This window comes from Micromonospora trifolii (assembly GCF_022229005.1).
In the GTDB taxonomy this organism is placed as follows: Bacteria; Actinomycetota; Actinomycetes; order Mycobacteriales; family Micromonosporaceae; genus Micromonospora; species Micromonospora trifolii.
In genome coordinates, this window is sequence record NZ_JAKKFD010000053.1 from 98,079 (window position 1) to 116,835 (window position 18,757).

Consider the following 18,757-nt stretch of genomic DNA (forward strand, 5'->3'; position numbering starts at 1 on the left):
CGACCTGCCCCGGCAGGCCCGGTCCGGTTCGTAGAATTCCTGCCATGCCGGAGATCGTCGAGTTGCTGGCCTCGCCCGTGCACCGCTTCCTGGGCCGGCCCTCCGACGGCCCGGCCCCGGCGCCGCCCGGTGAGCTGGTCGACGCCGTCCGGATCCGGGCCGGCCTCGGCATCGTCGGCGACCGGTACTTCGGCCAGCAGGCGCACCGCGACGCCAGCGTCACAGTCATCGCCCAGGAGTCGCTACCGGCCGGCATCGGCCTGGCCGAGGTACGACGCAACATCCTCACCACCGGGATCGCCGTGGACGAGCTGATCGGCAGAGTGCTGGTGCTGGACTCCGGCGACGGCCCGGTCAGCCTGCGGGTCAACCGGGCGGCCCGGCCGTGCGCCTGGATGGACGTCACCGTCGGCCCGGGGACGTGGAAGGCGCTGCGCACCACCGGTGGCATCCGCTGTACGCCCCTCAACGACGGCACCCTGCGCGTCGGCGCTATCGACGCCGTCGTGAGCTGAGGAAAGGGCTGGACGTCGGCGCCGAGCAGCCGCCGTTGGTGTGAGCGCCGCGTTGCCACCCGGTTGGCGGATTCGGCGAGGTGGCGCCCCGGCGAGCTGGTGCGTGGTAGAACCAAACCGCACATCGGCTCGCCGGTCTCCGGGCAGCCGGGGGCATTGCCGGACGGGACCTCATCCGAACAGAGGTGATGCGGTGAACCTCGAGCTGCGGCAGCTCATCGAGGAGCTGCGGGCTGAGCTGGCCGATCTGCCGGACAGCCTGGCCTACGCCGAGTTCGGCGAGGGGGCGGCCATCGACGCCGTACCGGCGGGGCTCCCGGCCGACCTGCGGGACCTCCTGCTGGTGGCCGACGGGCTGCGGGCGGGTCGGGTCGAGCTGGCGTCCTCGTCGACCCTCGCGGGAATCCAGTACCACCTGGACTACGCCCCGGACTTCTCGTCCATCCCGCAGGACCGGCCGGGCTGGCTGGTGGTCGGCGTTCGCAGCGACGAGCCGATCTTCATGGATCGTGGCACGGGAGCGATCTGGTACTTCCCACCCACCGGCACCGAGTGGTTCATGTCCGACGCGTTCGAGGAGCTCGCCCCCGACGTGGAATCCTTCGTGGACTACTACCTGCTCGGGCCGGGCTACGCCGACCTGACCCCCGCCGACGACAGGTGGTTCGCGTTCCTCGACGAGCAGGGCCTCCTCGACGAGGACGACGAGGACGGGAGCTGAGTCAGACCGGGCTGATGTGTGCGGCCAACACCCGCCAGCCGTGCGGGTCGTCGTGGACCCACGTCCGGGTGTAGCGCAGCCGCGCCGCGAACGGCGCACCCTCGGAGACGCCGGACACCCGGCCCAGGAAGAACGTCACCCCCGTCGCCCCGACGACGAGCAGATCCAACTCCTCCTCCACCAACTCCTCGATGACCGAGCGGCGGTCCCGGTGGGCGGCCAGGTCATCCTGCTTGGTGTGGGTACGCCCGTCCGGGCCGATGGCGATCAGCTGGTCGACCAGCAGCTGATCGAGGGCGGCGACGTCGCCGGCCCGCTGGGCGGCCTGGAGGGTGCGCTCGGCGTCGAGCAGCTCAGCCTCGCGTGCGCTGTCCGGCATTGTGGCGTCCTCCCGTTCGGGTCCGACCCGGTGCCACCGTCGGCCCGGGCTGTCCGCATTGTGGCAGCGAACCTGGCCCGGGCGGGGAGGGATCGCCGCCGACGTTCACAGACTCAGGCGAATCCGTACGACGGTCTGCCCGGGGCCGCTGAGCACCGCTACCTCGTCACAGATCTGCTCCACGATAGCCAGCCCGCGACCCCGTACCGAGTCGGCGGCCGGCATGCTCCGGCCGAACGCCCGCGTCGGCCCCCGGTCGACCACGTCGCAGAGCAGCTGACCCGGCTCGGCCCAGAGCCGTACCCAGCCGCCGCCGGTGGTGTGCTGCAACGTGTTGGTGGCCAGTTCGCTGACCGCCAGCGTCAACAGCTCCACCCGCTCGGCCGACAGGCCGCGGGCCAGCGCGCCGGCGCTGACGAACGCGCGCAGCGCTCGTATGTCGGTAGCGACCTGATACGACATGGTGTCCGCGGCGTGGGTGGGGACACTCTGCTCGGCCACGGTTTCCCGTCGCTCGCCAGGCATCAGCCCGCCCGATGCGGCTGCCCGGCCAGCGGCACCGCGTTCCGCGCGGGTGTCGTGGGCGTGCGAGCCTCGAAGTGCGCCATCGGGCAGCGGGAACCCTTCTCGTAGCGACAGCTGTTGTCGCCACATCATGTCACCCACTGACCTCTTGACTGTCTCGTCCGTTCGGCGGTTGATCACCGGCGGGCCGCCCCGACCAGCCTCGCCGCTCCGACGGCGGCACTCGTCGTCAGGGGCGGATGTCCAGGGCGCCGATCAACCCGTCGCGCAGCGTGAACCGGTACCGCAGCTCGATCGGGCTGCCGGGGAAGTCACCGGACACCCGGGTGAGCGCCAGGTACGAGTCGCCCGCCTGCGACGTGACCCGGACCGGCTCGGCCGTGTACGAGTAGGCGTCCATCGTCTTCTGCCGCCAGGCGCGGATCGAGGCCCGCCCGTCGTACAGCCGGTCCTCGTCGGCGACGCTCGCGGTGTCCGCGAAGCAGGCGACGAAGGCGTCCAGGTCCCGGTCGTTGACGGCCCGGAAGTACCTGTCGATCACGTCGGGCAGGTCGAGGGCCATCTGCTCCTCCTGCGGCACGGGCCGCCGTCGGGCAGCCGTCGGGTTCCCGGTCCGACCTCACCGTACGAGAAGCGGACGGCACCGCGCGGAGCAACCAGCAGAACCATTCCGCTGCGCCTGCCGGGTTTGCTGCCGGTGGGCCCGGGTAGCCACGCGTTTCCGAAAGCGAAGGGCGGGGGCATGGCCGAGCTGGCGTTCGTCGACAAGGTTGCGGCAAGGGCGGGTCTCCCGCCGGAGCAGGCGCGCCCGCTCACCGAGGCGGTCCTGCGGACCCTCACCGAGCGGCTCAGCGGCGGGGAGGCGGGCGCGTTGGCCCCCCACCTGGCCGCCGAGCTGAGCCCGCTGCTGGTCAAGGCCGCCGAGCCGCCGGAGACGTTCGGCTACGACGAGTTCCTGCGTCGGGTGGCCGACCGCGCCGGGATCGACCGTCCGGCCGCCGAGCGGGGCACCCGCGCGGTGCTCCAGACGATGCATCGGGTGGTCGGGCACCGGGAGTTCGAGGACGCCCTGGCCCAACTCCCGGCGGATCTGCGGGCACTGGCGCAGCCGCTGCCGCACGGCCCCTGACCGACGCCTCCACAGCTGGACGCCCCGGGCGTCGGTGACCGTTCGGTCAGTGGCGCGCCGCCACGACACCGGATCTACTGTGCGTTACCGATCGAACGCGCAGTGGTGGTGGTCCCGCGCCCGTCCGCCGGGTCGTCGCCGCTCCGATCCGAGGAGCGTCCCCCTTGGCGTCCATGGTGTCCCCGCGTCCCCTGCTGACCGCGGCGACGACAGTCGTCGCGCTGATCACTCTCGCTCCGGCTCCCGTCGCCGCGTCCCCGCACAGCTACCGGGTCGTCGACCTCGGCACTCTGGGCGGAGGTGACGGCGCTGCGACGGCGATGAACGACCGCGGCGACATCGTCGGTTGGAGCACAGTCGCCAGCGGCGCCCGGCACGCCGTGCTCTGGCGCCACGGTGTCATCACCGACCTGGGCGTGCTGCCGGGCGACACGGATTCCAGCGCGGTGGACGTCAACGAGTTCGGTGACGTGGCGATCACCTCCTTCGGCTCGGACTATCTGACCCGCGCTGTGCTCTGGCGCGACGGTCAGCTCCACGACCTGGGCACCCTGGGCGGGGAGAACAGCGTGGCGATCGGCGTCAACGACCGGCGGCAGGTGCTCGGCACCAGCGAGCCGGCCGGCGAGATGCCGCACCGCTTCCTGTGGCGCAACGGTGTCTTCACCGACCTGGGTCGGGAGTACTTCTACGAGTTCACCACCGACTTCAACAACGCGGGCGACGTGGTGGGCGGGTTCAACGTCCCGCCGCAGGACTACCCGTGCACCTGCGTCGGCGGTCTCCTGCGCGACGGCGTCTTCACCCAGATCGGCAGCGAGGCCATCGGGGTCAACAACCGGGGCCAGGTGGTGGGCGCGGCGAACGGGCGGGCGTTCCGCTGGCAGAACGGGACACTGACCGACCTCGGCACGCTCGGTGGCTACTGGAGCCGCGCCACCGCGATCAACGACCGGGGCGCTGTGGTGGGCCAGAGCACCACCACCGCCGCGTGGCGCCCGTTTCTCTGGCGCAACGGGGTGATGACCGACCTGACCACCCGAGGCGTGTGGGAGACCGACTCGATCGAGGACATCAACATCCGGGGCCACCTCGTGGGCGCCCGGGGGAACCGGCCGGTGCTGTTCCGCTGAGCGGCGGTTCCCGCACGACGGACGGCTGGGGCGTGGCCTGACCCGCCGGTCAGACCACGCCCCTTCGTCCGAGGTCAGCCGGTTACCCCGCTGCTGACCACCCACTTCTGGTGTGCGCCGCCCGCGTACGTGCCGAGTTGGATCTGGGTGCGGTCGGCACTGCTACCGCCCGCGGCCTCCAGGACCTTGCCGGACTGCGGGTTGCGGATCGACCCGTCGGACTGCGGCTGCCAGACCTGCGCGCCGCTGCCGTTGCAGGTCCAGAGCTGAACCTTCGTGCCGTTGGCGGTGCCGCCGTTGTCCACGTCCAGGCACTTGCCCAGCACCCGGTACGTATCGCCGACCTTCGTCCACGACTGCGCGGTGGTGCCGTTGCAGGTCCAGAGCTGGATCTTCGTGCCGTCCGCGGTGCCCGCGTTGTCGACGTCCAGGCACTTGCCACCGACGCCGGTGATGGTGCCGCCGGTCGGCGGCGGAGGACTGCCCGGGATCGAGTTGAGCGTGTACCACGCCTCGGTGCTCCACAGGGACTGGCCGCTGGTGGAGGTGAACGGGCGCGGCGACCGCAGGTACACCACCCTGCCAGCCTTGCGACCGGGCACCGTGAGGCTGACCTTCTTGCCGTCCGCCGACAGGGTGGCCGAGGTGACGGTCAGGGTCTCCTCGTCGATCTTCGGACCGCCGTAGTTCGACGTCGCCACGTACCGCCACTGCTTGAGCTTGTAGCGCGCGGCCAGGTCGGTGGCGGTCGCCGTCGACACCGGCTGGGTGTACTCCACCTCGAAGCCGGTCGTGGTGGCGCGCATCGCGAGCATCTCGAACGTGGTGGCGGTGTTCGGGGTGAGCTTCTGCAGGCCGTACGACAGCTTGCCGGTCTGGCCCCAGTTGCCGCCCGCGCCGAGCCCGCCGACGTAGATCGCGCCGTCCGGGCCGACGTTGACCTCGGAGACACCCGCCTCCAGGCCCTGGGTGAGCCGGAACAAAGCGCCCTGGTACTCACCGTTGACCTTTTCCACATTCGCCCGTTGCAGGCCGCCGTAGGTCACGTCGCCGATGACGAACTGGCCGGCGTAGCGACCGCTGGTCAGGTAGAGCGGCGTGCTGGGCGAGTTGGCGATCTCGTTCTGCGGCATCCAGAGCACCGGCTGCGTGACCGCAGCGGTGTCGAACGGACCCGCCGGGTTGGTGAAGTGGTTGAAGAACCGGCCCTGCTTGACGTGCACCAGCTTCGACGAGGGCAGCCAGCCGCCCTGGTTGTCGGTGACGAAGATGCCGCCCTCCGGGCCCCAGCCGATGCCGTGGGGCGTCCGCAGGCCGCCGGCGACGTAGCTGACCGCACCGGTGTCCTTGTTGACCTTGAGGGTGGTGCCCCGGTTGGTGGCGGGCTGCGGGTTGGTGGTGGCGCCGCCGGAGTTGATCGACACCGACAGGTTCAGATAGAAGAACCCGTCCTGGTAGAGCAGGCCGAACGCGAACTCGTGGAAGTTGCCCCCGTACGGCCAGGTGGCGACGGTCTCCAGACGCTCGGCCACCTCGTCGCCGCCGGTGTTCACCAGCCGGGTCAAGCGCTGCTTCTCGGTCACGTAGACGACCCCGTCGACGACCTTGAGCCCCATCGGTTCCTTGAGGCCGCCGGCGATCTTCTTGGTGGTCACGGTGCCCGGGCTCGTCGCTCCGCCGGTGTTGCCGAGGATCCAGACCTCGCCGTCCTGGGAGGTGCCGGACTGGTCGCTGCCGCCCCAGGTGCTGATGACCAGCCGGCCGTCGGCCAGCCAGTCCATGCCGGTGACCTTCGGCTGGAAGCCGCTGGGCCGCAGGTTGGTCAGCGCGTAGCCGGGGTGCACGCCGGTCAGCGGCAGGCCGTCACCGGGGGTGTCGGAGACGCCCTCGCACTCCTTGCGTCCGGGTGCGGTCACGCGGACCACGCCGGCGTCGGTGCTCAGCGCCGAGTTCGGTACGACCACGAAGGTCGACGAACCGGGAGTCTTCCACTCCAGGGTGATCTGCTGCCCACCCCCACGCTCGAAGTGGTCGATGCGCAGCGGGTGAAGGCCGGCGGTGAGGGTGACAGTGCCCTCCTTGGGCGGGGTCGCGCCGTGCAGGCCGTCGTGGTTGATCACCACGGCGTCGTCGATCGACAGCTTGGAGCCGTCGTCGCTGCTGAGCCGGAAGGTGTAGCTGCCGGCCTGGGTGGTGGTGATGTTGCCGAGCACCTGCGAGACGAAGTTGTCCTCGAAGCCGAAGTCGGCCGCCGAGGTCCAGTTGATGGTGGACATCAGCTTGTCCACGTTGGGGGTCTGGGCGGGCTTCAGGGTGCACAACTCGGACAGCGGCACCTGCACGTCGAAGACGCGCAGCGTGACGCCCGGTTCCTGTGCGGGGGCCGCGTTCGCGGGGACGGCCCAGAGACCGGCGGCGAGGACGAGTGCCAGCGCACCCAGGACGGGATGGTGGAGTCGGCGTAGCAGGCGTGTGCCCATCGTTCCTCCAGGAGGCAGTGGAGTGTCCGACGGTCGGCGTGGATCAGCGGTGAGGATGACCGTCGGCCCGGCTCCGTAACGTCCTCGACGCCGACGAGTGACGTTGCGGAAACACCGGGTGGATGGCTCGGAACATTAAGGCGTTTCGATTGGACTGTCCATGGCTTCGCCTCGATACATCAAAAGTTCCCAATGTCCGTGCGAAAGTTCGCGATGGTACGCGCAAAATGCCCGGGTATTTGCGACGGTCTACCGCCGTCCGCGCCGCGTCGGACCACCCGTCCGGTTGCCGCTCTTCCGAGTCGGGTTGGCGGACTTGCGGGTCGAGGTGCCGCCCCGGCTCGCGCCGCCGACTGGTCGGCGGTCCGCAGTGGAGGCTCCGCGCACCGCAGGCCGACGGCGGGCCGCAACCAACACGAGCACTGCGACAGTCACGACGATCAGGGCCGGGATCAGCCAGGCCGGGAACCCGCCGTCGCGCTGCTCCTCGGCGGCGCCGGCGGGCTCGCTCGCCGGAGCGCCGGTGGGGGCGACCGGGCTTCCGGTGGCCCCGGGGTTGGTCGAGCCCTCGCCCTCGGCCTGGGCGAGCAGCGCCGGATCCGGCCCCGCCGTGGGCACCGACCAGCCGGCCGGGGCCGGCGTGCCCGGGCCCTGGTAGTCGAAGGTCACCTCGCCCCGCACCGCCTCACCGTCCGAGGCGACGGAGAGGTAGCTCGCGGTGTAGCGGCCCTTCGCCGGCCAGTGCGCGACTGTCACCATGGCCGGGAAACCGGTGTGGTAGAGCCGTGGCTCGAACACACCGTTGACCATGAAGTATTCGGTGACCGGCTTGTCCAGCCGCTTCGGCTCACCGTAGGACCACCCGTTGTCCACTCGCGACCCGTCCGGACCGCTGATGGCGAAGTGTGCGTTGGACGCGGGTTTCTCGGTGAAGTACAACGCCAACTGGGTCAGCGGCTCGCGTACGACGGTGCCCTTCAACGGCGTGGAGGTCGCCAGCTGGCCGTGCGCGGACGCCGGGGCGACCGGCAGCAGCAGCGACACCACAACGGTCGCCGCCAACGCCGCCACGACACGGCTCAGGACCTTACGCACAGTGACCAGCTTCGATCGCATTCGTTCATCATGGTCATTTCCCCGGCACCGAACAAGACGTAGAGTTCTCCTCCCCGACGATCAACCCGACACCCGTCCCCCTCGCGTCGTTCGGAGTCCGCCCGTGTTCGTCAGTACCCCCGCCGCCCGGACCGCCGCCACCCTCGCCGCCGTCACCCTCGGCGCCCTGCTCCTTGCCGGTTGCGGGCAGGACGACGACCCCTCCGTGGCCACCACCTCGGCGGCTCCCACGTCCGCCGCCCCGTCGAGCGCCACCCCCACCGCGCCGACCCCGACGGCCACCGGCACGCCCGGCGCCTCCGCCAGCACCGCCGCGGTCGACAAACAGATCACCGTCACGATCGCGAAGAAGCGGGTCGATCCGCCGACCGGACGGGTCACCGTCAGTAAGGGCCAGCTGATCCGGATCACTGTCATCTCGGACGTGGCCGACGAATTGCACGTGCACGGCTACGACCTGGGTGCCCGGCTGCCGGCCGGCACACCCGGCTCGGTGGAGTTCCGCGCCGACAAGACCGGGCTGTTCGAGGTGGAGACGCACGAGTCCGAGCTGGTGCTCTTCCAGCTCGTCGTCCGCTGAACCACATGACGGCCGCTCCCACGGTGCTGGCACACGGCGTCGGTGGCCGCCAGGACCTGCCGATCACGCTGCCGCAGCTCGTCGTCGCCGCCGCGCTGACCCTCGTCGTCACGTTCGTGGCGCTGGGCCTGCTCTGGCGCGAACCCCGGCTCGACCGGGACGCCACCGGTGGTCGCCCGGTGCCCCGCCAGCTCGCCCGACTCGTCGACGCACCCGCGTTCCGGTGGGCGCTGCGCGGGCTCGGCCTGCTCGCCGCCGCCTGGTTCTGCCTCGGTCTGCTGGGCGGGCCGGACACCGCGGACAACCCCACCGCCGGCGCGCTCTACGTGCTGCTCTGGGTCGGACTGGCCCCGTTGTCGCTGCTGCTCGGCCCGATCTGGCGGGTGGTCAACCCGCTGCGTACGGTGCACCTGCTCGCAGCGCTGGCGGCGCGGCGCGACCCGAACCGTGGCCTCCGTGAGCTGCCCGACAGCGTCGGCTGGTGGCCGGCCGCCGCCACCCTGTTCGGGTTCGTCTGGCTGGAACTGGTCGCCCCCGACCGGGCCACCCTGCCGGTCATCACCGCCTGGCTGGCCGGGTACGCGGTGGTCCTGCTGGCCGGCGCTGTCCTGTTCGGCGCCGGCTGGTTCGACCACGCCGACCCGTTCGAGGCGTACAGCACAGTGATCGGTCAGCTCGCCCCTCTCGGCCGGGCCGCCGACGGCGTCCTGGTGTGGCGCAACCCGCTCGACGGGATCGCCGGCCTGCGACCCCGCCCCGGGCTGGTCGCCGTGGTGATCGTGCTGCTCGGCTCGACAATGTACGACAGCCTCTCCAACGCGCCGGGCTGGTTGCGCTTCAGCCAGGAGAACGGCCTGCACCCGGCTGTCACCGGCAGCGCCGGTCTGAGCCTCGTCATCGCCGCCGTCGCGGTGGCGTACCTTGCCGCCACCGGCGCCGCGGCGCGCATCGGTCGCGCCGACACGGCCGAGGCCCGCGGGGTGCCGGGCGAGATCGCCCACTCCATCGTGCCGATCGCCGTGGGGTACGTGGTGGCGCACTACTACTCGCTGCTGATCCTGGAGGGCCAGCGCACCGTCGCGTTGCTCTCCGACCCCCTGGGCACCGGCGCCAACTGGCTCGGCACCGCCGACTGGGAACCGCAGACAGCGCTGATCACGCCCTCCGGGGTGGCGACCCTCCAGATCACCGTCATCATCCTCGGGCACCTGCTCGGCACGCTGCTCGCCCACGACCGCGCCCTGTACCTGTTCCCCCGGGCCCGGGCGGTGGCCGGCCAACTACCCCTGCTGGCGCTGATGGTCGCCTACACCGTCGCCGGTCTGCTGCTGCTCTACGCGGGGTAGTCCCGCCGGTCTCCGACCCGTGCGCCATGATGGCCCGTGGACTCCGATCTTCAGCGCTACCTCGACGACCTCGTCACCACCGCCCGGGACGTGCTCGGCGCCGACCTGGTCGGTGCGTACGCGGCCGGCTCGGTGGGGCTCGGGGCGTACCAGCCCGGCCGCAGCGACGTGGACGTGGCGCTGCTCAGCGCAGGGCCGCTCACCGACACCGCCAAGCGGACGTTGGTGGCCCGGCTGCGGCACGAGGCACTGCCCTGCCCCGCGCGCGGACTGGAGCTTGTCGTCTACGACCGGGCGGTGGCCGCCTCCGGCACCCCGGAGCCCGGCTTCGAGGTCGAACTGAACACCGGGGCCGGCATGCCGTTCCGGCGCACCCTCGACCCCGCCGACCGCCCGCCCGCCGACGGCCGATTCTGGTACGGCCTCGATCGCAGCATCCTGCACCAGAGTGGACTCCCACTGCTCGGCCCGCCGACGGGGGAGGCCTTCGCCGACCTCGCCCCGGCCGATCTGCGCCGGCTGCTCATCGAGGCGCTGTCCTGGTGGCTCGCCCTGCCCACACCGCCGGACGACCAACCCGCGCCCGGCACCGAGGACGCCGTACTCGGCGCCTGCCGGTCGCTGGTGCGCCACCGCGACGGCGTCTGGTTGGCGAAGGTGGCCGCCGGCCGGCGGCTGATCGACGCCGGCGACCAGGCCGAGGTGATCGGTCAGGCGGTCGCCGCGCGGCACGGCGGGCCGCCGCCCACCGGGGCGCAGGCCCGCGCCTTCCAACGACGGGTACGCGACGAGATCGCCGGCTAGCCCTCGCGCTGTTTGCGGGGCCGGGCGGCGCTCAGCGGACCGGGCGGGACTCCAGCGAGGCGAAGAGCAGGTTGAGCCCTTCGGTCATGGTCGGGTGGGTGATGACGGCGTCCCGCAGGGCGGTCCACGGCATTCCGGCGAGCATCGCCAACTGCACCGAGGTGATCACCTCACCGGCCTCGGCGCCGAGCAACGCCGCGCCGAGGATCCGGTCGGTGCCGGTGTCGATGACCGCCTTCCACATGCCCTGGGTCTGGCGCAGGGTGCGTGCCCGGGGAATGGCGGCGACCGGCAGGTGGGCGACCTGGACGTCGTACCCGGCGTGGCGCGCCTCGGTCTCGGTCAGTCCGATCCGCGCCAGCTCGGGGGTGGTGAAGACGGTGTACGGGATCAGCCGGTCGGCGGTGCTGCGCTGGCCTCCGGCGAGGTTGGCCCGGATGATCCGGTAGTCGTCCAGCGAGACGTGGGTGAACTGCGGGCTGCCGGCGACGTCCCCGGCCGCCCAGGTGCGCTCGGCGCTGGTGCGCAGGTGCTCGTCGACCTGCACGAAGCCCCGCTCGCTGAGCCGTACGCCGGCCACGTCCAGGCCGATTCCGTCGGTGACCGGTTCCCGGCCGGCGGCCACCAGCACGTCGTCGCCGACCACCACGCTGCCGTCGTCCAGCGTCACCCGGAGCGAGCCGTCGGCCTCCCGGTCGACCCGCGCGACCGCCACACCCACCCGTACGTCGATGCCATCATCGAGGAAGACGCGCATCACCGCGTCGCTGATGTCGGGGTCCTCGCGGGTGAGCAGCCGTGGACCGCCCTCGACCAGCGTCACCGCGCTGCCGAACAACGCGAACATCTGCGCGAACTCCACACCGACGGTGCCGCCGCCGAGCACCACCAGTCGGGCCGGCAGCCGGTCCAGGCGCAGCAACTCGTCGCTGGTGAGCACCCCGGCCTCGGCCATCCCGGGCACCGACGGCAGGTGCGGGCGGGTGCCCGTGTTGATCACCACGTCGCTGCCGCGCAGCAGCCGCTCGCCGCCGTCGGCGAGTGTCACCCGTACGGTCCGTGGGCCGACGAACTGGGCATCGCCGATCACCAGGTGCAGGCCGGAGTCGAGGAACTGCTGCCGGTTGGCGGCGACCATCCCCTCGACCACGTCCTGCTTGTGCGCGCGCAACAGGTCGATGTCGACCCGGCCGCCCTCCACCGCCAGGCCGAGCGCCGACGCGTCCCGCAGTTGGCGGGCGGCCCGCGCGCTGGTCACCAGCGCCTTCGTCGGGATGCACGCGACGTTGATGCAGCTGCCGCCGATCATGCCGCGCTCGACCATGGCGACCCGCTGACCGGATCGGGCGACGTCCATGCTGAGCGTCTTGCCGGCCTTGCCGCCACCGACGACGAGCAGGTCGAACTCCTCCGGTTGGTCGGTCACCGGGCGCTCCTCTCGGTCACCGGCCGGGCCGGCGGCCGCCGCTGGTGCGCGGCGGCCAGCCCAGCCTGCCAGCTCAAGCGGGCACGGCGACCCGGTTCCGCGCAGAATCCGCCCGGCCCGCCCCCATTCCGCGATCTTGCACTTACTGTCCCGACGTAGGGGGCATTCCGCGCATCTCGGCGACCGAGACTGCAAGATCGGCGCGGACGGGGCGTTCCTTGAGCTGGAATCAGTGTCGGGCGGCGCCGTTCTCGCTGACCGGCTGCCCGAAGGCCAGGAACGGCACCGGCGTCGGTGCGTCGGTGCCGATGTGCCGAGGGAAGGTCGGCTCGGCGTCGTCGGCGCTCACCTCCCGGGCAGCCGTACGCTCGGGCGCCGTCGACTCGTCCGCCACCGCCGACGCGTCGCCGTGCTCGCCGTTCGCCTGCTCGGCCGGGGTCCGGTCGACATAGCCGTTCTCGGCCGGGACGCGGTCGACAGGCGCGGGGCTGAGCGGGGTGCGGTCGGCGTCCGCATCGTCCGCTGTGGATCGCTCCGGTGAGTGCCGGTCGACGCCGACGCGGTCGACGTGGAGCCGCTCGACGCCTACCCGCTCGGGGGCGGGTCGGTCGGCACTGGAGCGGGAACCCACCATCGGGTATTCGGCGGTCTCCGTACCGCCGGCTGCCGCGGCCATGACCGCGGCGGCGGCGAGATCGGCCACCCGCTTCGCTTCCCGCTGTACGCGGGCGCGGACCTCCTTGGCGTGCCGCTCGGCGGAGTCCCCGGCACGCCGGGCCTCGTCCAGCCGGGCGCTCTCGGCGGTCAGGTCCCGGCGGACCTCACCGAGTCGCTGCTGCATCCGGGACAGCTCGTTCTCCAGCGTCTCGCCCTCCTGGCGGATCTCGGCGAGCTGCTGGCGGCCGGTGTCCAGCTCGGCGTTCAGCTCGGCGGCCTCCTGCCGGCGCTCCGCAAGCTCCTTCTGCAGGGTGGCGAGCTGCTGCTGATGGCTGGCGGCCTGCTCGTCGGCGCGGTTGCGCAGCTCGGTCACGTGCTGCTGCGCCTCGGCCAGCAGCGCGGCGATCTGCTGCTCGGTCGCGCTGCGCTGCTCGGCCAGCTCCTGCTCGGCGGCGGCCTGCTGTTCGGCGATGTCCTGCTCGGCGGCGGTGCGCCGCTCGTTGACCTCTCGCTCCACGCTGGCCTGCCACTGGGCCATCTCCTGCTGGTTCTTGGAGCGGGCCGACTGGAGTTCCTGCTGGATCTGGGTACGGGCCGACTTCATCAGCGCGTCGGCGGCGACCCGGGTCTGGTTGAGCTGCTGCGCGCTCTGCTCGGTGATCCGCTTGGCCTCGTGCTGGGCGCGCTCGTGCGCGGCCTCACCGTCGGCCCGCAACTGCTCGGCGTGCTCGCGGATCGCTGTCAGTTCGGCTTCGGCGTGGGTACGCCGTTCCTCGTGCGCCTGCTCCTGCTCGGTCCGCCGGGCGGCCAGTTCCTCGGCCAGATCCTGACGTGCCTGCGCGGCCCGCTCACGGGTGTCGGCGAGGATCCGCTCGGACTCGCTGCGCAGCTCGTTCGCGCGGTCGGTGGCCGACTCGGTGATGATGCCGGCCTGCTTCTCGGCGAGCGCCATGATCTCGCCGACCATCGGGCCCAGATCGTGGAACGAGGCGCGGTCCACCTGCACGGGTTGCTCCTGAAGCTCGGCCAGTTCGGCGCGCAGACGCTGCACCTCGGCGGTCAGTTCACGGACGCGGACGGCGGAACGCCCATGCTCCCCGCTCAGCATCGCGATCTGACCGTCGAGCTGCTCCAGGTGCCGGTCCACCTGGCGTTTGTCGTATCCGCGCAGGGCGAGCTCGAAGCTCGGCCGGGAGGCCGCATCGTCGCGTGCTGCGTGCGGCTCAGCGCCGATGGACATGCACCATCCTCCGTACGATCGGGGCGTCAGGGTCGGCGGTCGCCTGCCCCACGGGCCGTCAGTGTGGCGCAACGCTACCGCCGAGCGGACCTCATGCGAAGTCCTGCCCCACCTCCTCTCACGTTGCCGACCCGCGTTGCCCCGATCCCGCGCCGATCATGGACTCGTGGTGCCGGAAAGGTGGTGCTCCACCACCTTTGTCGTCCACCACAACTCCATGATCGACGCAGGTCACCTCGGCACGAGGTCAGCGTCGGCGGGCGACCAGGACCGCGTCGTGGTGGGTGATGTTCTCGCCGTCCTGGTTGGTGACGGGGCGGGAGCGTTCCTCCGCCGCCAGCACCTCCCACTGGGCCGGCTCCAGATCGGCGGCCACGTCCTGCGCGGTGTACATCATGTCCGGCATGTGCATCCGGTGCGCCGACCCCCACAGGTCCGACGGGTGGTGCCCGACGATCAGCAGGACACCGCCCGGCGCCACCGCCGCGGCCAGCCGGCCGAACAACTCCCGCCGCTGCACCGGCGGAAGGTGCATGAACTGCGCGGACACCAGGTCGTACGCCTCCTCGGTGGGCGGCTTGTCCCGCAGGTCGACGTGGGTGAACTCGATCCGGTCACCCACGCCGACGGCCTCGGCGTGCGCGGCGGCCCGGCTCAGCGCCGTGCTGGAGATGTCCACGGCCGTCACCTGCCAGCCGCGCTCGGCCAACCACACCGCGTCGGCGCCCTCGCCGCTGCCCACGTCCAGCGCGCGCCCCGGGGCCAGGTCGGTGACCTCGGCGACCAGTTGCGGGTTCGGCCGACCACTCCACACTGTGGGCCGGGACTGGTAGCGCTCCTCCCACGCCGGCTCCTCGAACGTCGTGGCCACCAGCTGTCGGTACGCGGCCACCGCGTCCCGGGTCTCCTCGGCGATGAGATCGGCGTTGATCGCCGCCGCCGCGGTCAGGCCGGCCCCGGCGGACGTGATCACCTGAGCGCGGATGTCGGCCACGTTGCCCGCCACCCAGACACCCGGGACGGTCGTGGCGCCGGTGGCGTCGGTCGGGACCTGGGCACCGATGACGTGCTCACCCATCGTCACCTCCTCCGGGGCCAGACCCAACCCCACCAGCACGTCGGCGCGGGGAGTCAGCCGCGTCGCCACCACTATCGCGTCGAGTGCCACCACCCGGCCGTCAGCGAGCCGTACGCCGGTCAGAGCATCGTCGGTCACCTCCACCGCGGCGACCGGGCCGGGCACCACAGCGATGCTGCGGGCGGCGAGCCGCTCGGCGGTCTCCGCGTCCGGTGCCGGGGCGTCGTGCAGCAGGAGCAGCACGCTGGGGCTCCACTGACGCCACATCTCGGCCTGGTGCACGCTCAGCGGGCTGGTCGCCAGGACGCCGATCCGCTGGTCCCGAACCTCCCACCCGTGGCAGTACGGGCAGTGCAGCACGTCGCGGCCCCACCGCTGGGCGAGGCCGGGCACGTCGGGCAGTTCGTCGGTCAGGCCGGTGGTCACCAGCAGCCGGCGGGCCCGCACCGACTCCCCGCCGTCGAGGCTCAGCTGGAACCCGTTGTCGTGCCGGGTCGCGGCCTGCACCCGCCCGGTGCGGAACTGCCCGCCGTACCCGGCCACCTCGGCCCGTCCGATGGCGAGCAGTTCGCCCGGCGGCGTCCCCTCCCGACCGAGGTAGTTGTGTATCCGGTCGGCCGGCGCGTTGCGCGGCTCACCCGAGTCGATCACCAGTACCGACCGTCGGGCCCGGCTCAGCGCCAGGGCTCCGCTGAGCCCGGCGGCGCCGCCACCCACCACCACCACGTCGTATGTCTCGTCCACTGCTATCTCCCTCGTGCTCTGTCGGCTGCGCCCACCATCCGTCGGCACCGGCAAGGTGGCAACTATCCTTGCCGTTATGGCAAACGAGGACAGCGCCGCGCTGGCGGCCGTCGGCCCCCGGCTGCGTGCCCTGCGTCACCAACGCGGGACCACGCTGACCCAGCTCGCCGACCTGACCGGCATCTCGGTGAGCACCCTGTCCCGGCTGGAGTCCGGCAGCCGTCGCCCCACCCTGGAGCTGCTGCTCCCGCTGGCGAGGGCCTACCAGGTGGCGCTGGACGAACTGGTCGACGCCCCCGCCACCGGCGACCCCCGGGTACGCCCCAAACCGATAGTCATCCACGGTGTGACGTATCTGCCGCTGACCCGCCGACCGGGCGGTGTCCAGGCGTTCAAGCAGATCTTCCCGCCGGACCCGTCCGCCGGGGGCCGAATCCCGCAGGCCCACGAGGGGTACGAGTGGCTCTACGTGCTCTCCGGTCGGCTACGGCTGCTGCTCGGTGACCGTGATCTGACGCTGACCGCGGGGGAGGTGGCCGAGTTCGACACCCGCACGCCGCACCTCTTCTTCAACCCCGGCCCCGGCACCGCCGAAGCCCTCAGCCTCTTCGGACCGCAGGGGGAGCGACTGCACGTCCGCGCCCGCCCCGCCGCCACACGCGATCAATGAACTCGGGGCATCCAGGCCGCCGGAACACCCCGACTTCAGCAATCTTGTGTCGATGTGTCGATCATTGGCGGTCTTGGCTGCTGGCAGATCCGCGTTGGTGGTCTGTTCGTACCCTGCTGGCATGACCACGCGGCGGGCGAGCGGACTGAGTACGGTGCAGGGCCACTACTGGCACGCCGTCCTGCTCGGAGATCGTTCGCTGTCGCGTCGCCTGCAACCCAGGGCGTTCCTCGACCGGAGAGCCTTGGGGGGTGTGTTGCTGGGAATGTTCCGGGTCGTGCTCCGCTGGCTCGACCCAGACCCAAGCAACTCTGCCGAGATTCGCCAATTCGCCGAGCGGGTGATGAGGTACACCTACGCGTCGTACGGCGTCCCGGCGGACGAGGTGTCGCGGCGCATTCTTCAGGAGATGGGGGAGGTGCCGGACGACGACGTCAAACCCGCGCATCCGGGCATCGCGGAGTTGGCGGTGGTCATGACCGGCGTGCGTGATCTTGAGCTCAAGCCCGGCCACATTGATCGCATGATCACCGGCGGCGAGGAATTCGCGAGGCAGTGGGGAATCACTCTCGCCGCCTATCGCCCCGGGCCCATCATGCGGTGGCGTTTCGAGATGGCAGAGGGTCGCTGGTACGGGTACGCGGCCAGGAGACGTTGGAGCGCGGAGCGCATGGGTGCCTTCACCGACTGACGGCGGGACGACCGCGCCGTGGGAGGCACCGTGGAACCGTCGGTGCGAGGATGGCGCGATGACCGATGCGGCACACCGGCACTGGACCGATCGGATCGAGCACCGTGACATCGTCGTCAACGAGGCCCCGGGATTCCGCCCGGTGACGTTGGATCTCGTCGTGCCGGTGGAAGCCACCCGACCGGTCCCGGTCCTGGTGTGGATCCACGGCGGCGCCTGGCTGTTCGGCTCGCCCAAGCACCCGGCGGACTGGCTCATGGAGGCGGACCCCTTCACCGCCGCCATCCAAGCCGGATTCGCGGTCGCCTCCGCGCAGTACCTGCTCAGCGGCGAAGGGCCCTTCCCCGCGCAACTCGACGACGTCAGGGCGGCGGTGCGTTGGCTTCGCCGCCACGGCGACACGGTGGGCGTGGACCGGGAGTGGATCGGCGTGTGGGGCGAGTCGGCCGGCGGGCACCTGGCCTCGATGGTCGCGCTGAACGGGAACGACCAGGACGACAGTGGCATCCAGGCGGCGGTCTGCTGGTACGCGCCATCGAACCTGCTGACCATGCAGTCGCAGGCGCATCCGTCCGGGACGATCGACCACAATGCGGCGGACTCGCCCGAATCCCTGGTGATCCGCGCGGCGTTGGTCAAGAACCCGGAAGCGAGCCGGGCGGCCAGTCCGATCACCTACGTCACCGACCAGGCCCCGCCCATGCTGCTGATTCAAGGCGACCAGGACATGGTCGTACCGGTGGGGGGAGTAACTGCTGGCGTGTCCGCGATCAGGGGTGCTCAGGAGTCGACTTTGGTGACGGTGTGAACTTGAAGGAGTGGGCGGCGGCTACCGGCGTCTCGTACGCGACCAGGCGGCGGCGGCACGAGTCGGAGACCTTGCCTGTTCCCGCTGCCGGCTCGGCCGGCTGATTATGTTCGGTGAGCCGTTGACCGGCGCGGTCCCGGACGCTGGGCAGGTGGTGGTATACGGCCGTCGCGCCGGCGCGGGCCGTGTCCGCCGCGCGGTCGAGGCGGTCACGGGGGACCTGACGTGAAGGCGATCCAGGCGTACCGGTTCGCTCTCGACCTCACTCCGGGTCAGGAACGCGCCGTGAGGGCGCATGTCGGGGCTGCGCGAGTGGCGCACAACTGGGCGCTCGCCCGGGTCAAGGCGGTCATGGACCAGCGCGCTGCGGAGCGCTCTTATGGGGTGCCGGATGAGTTGCTGACGCCGTCGCTGCCGTGGTCGCTCGCCGGGCTGCGTAAGGCGTGGAACGCTGCGAAGGCTGATGCGGCGCCGTGGTGGGGTGAGGTGTCGAAAGAGGCGTTCAACACCGGCCTGGACGCTCTCGCCCGCGGCTTGAGGAACAGCTCGGCATAGCGTCGTGTCGGGCTAGAGTGTAGATCTCGGACGTCGCCGTACCATTACGAAAAATAAAGCTGTTCAATAACGTACCGGAGGCTGGTGAACACTCACACGTGTGACGGTGTTACCTTACTATGGAAAGCAGTAAGTCGAGAATGCAGGCCATCGGTCAGGG

19 protein-coding genes are annotated in these 18,757 nt (G+C 71.3%); 11 read left to right on the forward strand and 8 right to left on the reverse strand.

The window, feature by feature from the left end; all coding sequences use genetic code 11:
* Positions 1–44: 44 nt before the first annotated feature.
* Together NIE79_RS28425 and NIE79_RS28430 are read left to right on the forward strand one after the other, a co-directional pair.
* A complete protein-coding gene (locus NIE79_RS28425; RefSeq protein WP_238681503.1) occupies positions 45–515 on the forward strand; it encodes a molybdenum cofactor biosysynthesis protein in 471 nt (156 codons plus the stop codon).
* Between the two features lie 193 nt (positions 516–708).
* On the forward strand, positions 709–1,236 hold the full coding sequence (locus tag NIE79_RS28430; RefSeq protein WP_238681504.1) for a hypothetical protein: 528 nt from the start codon (positions 709–711) through the stop codon (positions 1,234–1,236).
* A gap of 1 nt (position 1,237) precedes the next feature.
* On the opposite strand, the gene NIE79_RS28435 is transcribed toward NIE79_RS28430, so the two are convergent.
* The 3 genes from NIE79_RS28435 to NIE79_RS28445 form a co-directional block, all read right to left on the reverse strand.
* Positions 1,238–1,615, reverse strand: a complete 378-nt coding sequence (locus NIE79_RS28435) for a nuclear transport factor 2 family protein (RefSeq protein WP_238681505.1) — start codon at positions 1,613–1,615, stop codon at positions 1,238–1,240.
* 105 nt (positions 1,616–1,720) lie between these two features.
* Positions 1,721–2,140, reverse strand: a complete 420-nt coding sequence (locus NIE79_RS28440) for an ATP-binding protein (RefSeq protein WP_238681506.1) — start codon at positions 2,138–2,140, stop codon at positions 1,721–1,723.
* A 229-nt stretch (positions 2,141–2,369) separates the two neighbouring features.
* A complete protein-coding gene (locus tag NIE79_RS28445) occupies positions 2,370–2,702 on the reverse strand; it encodes a nuclear transport factor 2 family protein (RefSeq protein WP_238669123.1) in 333 nt (110 codons plus the stop codon).
* 180 nt (positions 2,703–2,882) lie between these two features.
* Here NIE79_RS28445 and NIE79_RS28450 point away from each other — a divergent pair, with 180 nt between their 5' ends.
* On the forward strand, positions 2,883–3,269 hold the full coding sequence (locus NIE79_RS28450; RefSeq protein ID WP_238681507.1) for a DUF2267 domain-containing protein: 387 nt from the start codon (positions 2,883–2,885) through the stop codon (positions 3,267–3,269).
* Positions 3,270–3,442: 173 nt separating this feature from the next.
* Positions 3,443–4,402, forward strand: coding sequence for a hypothetical protein (locus tag NIE79_RS28455; protein WP_238681520.1), 960 nt, complete (start codon positions 3,443–3,445; stop codon positions 4,400–4,402).
* A gap of 74 nt (positions 4,403–4,476) precedes the next feature.
* Here NIE79_RS28455 and NIE79_RS28460 read toward each other — a convergent pair whose 3' ends face one another.
* Together NIE79_RS28460 and NIE79_RS28465 are read right to left on the reverse strand one after the other, a co-directional pair.
* On the reverse strand, positions 4,477–6,882 hold the full coding sequence (locus NIE79_RS28460) for an RICIN domain-containing protein (protein WP_238681508.1): 2,406 nt from the start codon (positions 6,880–6,882) through the stop codon (positions 4,477–4,479).
* Between the two features lie 249 nt (positions 6,883–7,131).
* A complete protein-coding gene (locus NIE79_RS28465; RefSeq protein ID WP_238681509.1) occupies positions 7,132–7,998 on the reverse strand; it encodes a copper resistance CopC family protein in 867 nt (288 codons plus the stop codon).
* 103 nt (positions 7,999–8,101) lie between these two features.
* On the opposite strand from NIE79_RS28465, the gene NIE79_RS28470 reads away from it, so the two are divergent.
* The 3 genes from NIE79_RS28470 to NIE79_RS28480 are packed head-to-tail and all read left to right on the forward strand — an operon-like array spanning position 8,102 to position 10,728.
* Positions 8,102–8,578, forward strand: coding sequence for a hypothetical protein (locus NIE79_RS28470; protein ID WP_238681521.1), 477 nt, complete (start codon positions 8,102–8,104; stop codon positions 8,576–8,578).
* Between the two features lie 5 nt (positions 8,579–8,583).
* On the forward strand, positions 8,584–9,924 hold the full coding sequence (locus NIE79_RS28475) for a hypothetical protein (RefSeq protein WP_238681510.1): 1,341 nt from the start codon (positions 8,584–8,586) through the stop codon (positions 9,922–9,924).
* Positions 9,925–9,960: 36 nt separating this feature from the next.
* Positions 9,961–10,728 (forward strand): nucleotidyltransferase domain-containing protein, encoded by a 768-nt coding sequence (locus NIE79_RS28480; RefSeq protein WP_238681511.1) that lies wholly within the window; start codon positions 9,961–9,963, stop codon positions 10,726–10,728.
* A gap of 31 nt (positions 10,729–10,759) precedes the next feature.
* On the opposite strand, the gene NIE79_RS28485 is transcribed toward NIE79_RS28480, so the two are convergent.
* The 3 genes from NIE79_RS28485 to NIE79_RS28495 all read right to left on the reverse strand — a co-directional run bounded on the left by NIE79_RS28485 (position 10,760) and on the right by NIE79_RS28495 (position 15,873).
* On the reverse strand, positions 10,760–12,154 hold the full coding sequence (locus NIE79_RS28485) for a dihydrolipoyl dehydrogenase family protein (protein ID WP_238681512.1): 1,395 nt from the start codon (positions 12,152–12,154) through the stop codon (positions 10,760–10,762).
* A 229-nt stretch (positions 12,155–12,383) separates the two neighbouring features.
* Positions 12,384–14,051 (reverse strand): coiled-coil domain-containing protein, encoded by a 1,668-nt coding sequence (locus NIE79_RS28490; protein WP_238681513.1) that lies wholly within the window; start codon positions 14,049–14,051, stop codon positions 12,384–12,386.
* 247 nt (positions 14,052–14,298) lie between these two features.
* Complete coding sequence (locus NIE79_RS28495) at positions 14,299–15,873, reverse strand: bifunctional NAD(P)/FAD-dependent oxidoreductase/class I SAM-dependent methyltransferase (RefSeq protein ID WP_238681514.1); 1,575 nt, start codon at positions 15,871–15,873, stop codon at positions 14,299–14,301.
* A gap of 76 nt (positions 15,874–15,949) precedes the next feature.
* Here NIE79_RS28495 and NIE79_RS28500 point away from each other — a divergent pair, with 76 nt between their 5' ends.
* The 4 genes from NIE79_RS28500 to NIE79_RS28515 all read left to right on the forward strand — a co-directional run bounded on the left by NIE79_RS28500 (position 15,950) and on the right by NIE79_RS28515 (position 18,597).
* Positions 15,950–16,543: a helix-turn-helix domain-containing protein gene (locus NIE79_RS28500; protein ID WP_238681515.1), complete on the forward strand. Its 594-nt coding sequence runs from the start codon at positions 15,950–15,952 to the stop codon at positions 16,541–16,543.
* A 121-nt stretch (positions 16,544–16,664) separates the two neighbouring features.
* Complete coding sequence (locus NIE79_RS28505; RefSeq protein WP_238681516.1) at positions 16,665–17,234, forward strand: hypothetical protein; 570 nt, start codon at positions 16,665–16,667, stop codon at positions 17,232–17,234.
* Between the two features lie 58 nt (positions 17,235–17,292).
* Positions 17,293–18,042, forward strand: coding sequence for an alpha/beta hydrolase (locus tag NIE79_RS28510; RefSeq protein WP_238681517.1), 750 nt, complete (start codon positions 17,293–17,295; stop codon positions 18,040–18,042).
* A 225-nt stretch (positions 18,043–18,267) separates the two neighbouring features.
* Positions 18,268–18,597 (forward strand): helix-turn-helix domain-containing protein, encoded by a 330-nt coding sequence (locus NIE79_RS28515; RefSeq protein ID WP_238681518.1) that lies wholly within the window; start codon positions 18,268–18,270, stop codon positions 18,595–18,597.
* The last annotated feature ends 160 nt before the right edge of the window (positions 18,598–18,757 follow it).